This window comes from Burkholderia sp. MSMB1459WGS, from assembly GCF_001534535.1.
GTDB lineage: Bacteria > Pseudomonadota > Gammaproteobacteria > Burkholderiales > Burkholderiaceae > Burkholderia.
Map to the genome: position 1 here is coordinate 1 of NZ_LPMU01000074.1, position 1,431 is coordinate 1,431.

At 69.7% G+C, this 1,431-nt stretch carries 1 pseudogene; it reads right to left on the bottom strand.

What is annotated here, in order from left to right:
• Window positions 1–1,431: pseudogene (locus tag WT97_RS34700) on the bottom strand (hypothetical protein); the annotation flags it as partial.

Here is a 1,431-nt window from a genome sequence, read left to right on the forward strand (position 1 = left end):
GGCGGGACTGGTGGTCTCGGTGGCGTCGTTGGAACGGTGGGCAACGCGGCAAGTGGCGCGGTCGGTACGGTGACGGGCGCCTTGGGTGGTGTCGGCAATCCGACCGGTGGGCTTGGTGGTGTGGTCGGTACGGTAACCGGTGCACTGGGTGGTATCGGTGGTGGCGGGACTGGTGGTCTCGGTGGCGTCGTCGGAACGGTGGGCAACGCGGCAAGCGGCGCGGTCGGTACGGTGACGGGGGCGTTGGGTGGTGTCGGCGATCCGACTGGCGGGCTTGGTGGTGTGGTCGGTACGGTAACCGGTGCCCTGGGTGGCATCGGTGGCGGCGGGACTGGTGGTCTCGGCGGTGTTGTCGGCACGGTAGCGAATACGGCGACGGGCGCAGTCGGAACGCTGACTGGCGCGCTGGGCGGCGTTGGTGGTGGCGGGACTGGTGGTCTCGGTGGTGTCGTTGGAACGGTGGGCAACGCGGCAAGCGGCGCAGTCGGTACGGTGACAGGCGCCTTGGGTGGAGTGGGCGATCCGACCGGTGGGCTTGGTAGCGTGGTCGGCACGGTAACCGGCGCACTGGGCGGCATCGGTGGTGGCGGGACTGGTGGTCTCGGTGGCGTTGTTGGAACGGTGGGCAACGCGGCAAGCGGTGCTGTCGGTACGGTGACGGGTGCCTTGGGTGGTGTCGGCGATCCGACCGGCGGGCTTGGTGGTGTGGTCGGTACGGTAACCGGCGCACTGGGTGGCATCGGTGGTGGCGGGACTGGTGGTCTCGGTGGTGTCGTTGGAACGGTGGGCAACGCGGCAAGCGGCGCAGTCGGTACGGTGACAGGCGCCTTGGGTGGAGTGGGCGATCCGACCGGTGGGCTTGGTAGCGTGGTCGGCACGGTAACCGGCGCACTGGGCGGCATCGGTGGTGGCGGGACTGGTGGTCTCGGTGGCGTTGTTGGAACGGTGGGCAACGCGGCAAGCGGTGCTGTCGGTACGGTGACGGGTGCCTTGGGTGGTGTCGGCGATCCGACCGGCGGGCTTGGTGGTGTGGTCGGTACGGTAACCGGCGCACTGGGTGGCATCGGTGGTGGCGGGACTGGTGGTCTCGGTGGCGTTGTTGGAACGGTGGGCAACGCGGCAAGCAGCGCAGTCGGTACGGTGACAGGCGCCTTGGGTGGAGTGGGCGATCCGACCGGTGGGCTTGGTGGTGTGGTTGGCACGGTAACCGGCGCACTGGGTGGCATCGGGGGCGGCGGGACTGGTGGTCTCGGCGGCGTTGTCGGCACGGTAGCGAACACGGCGACGGGTGCGGTCGGAACGCTGACTGGCGCACTGGGCGGTGTTGGCGGCGGGACCGGTGGTCTCGGTGGCGTTGTCGGAACGGTGGGCAACGCGGCAAGCGGCGCAGTCGGTACGGTAACGGGTGCCTTGGGTGGGGTCGGCGATCCG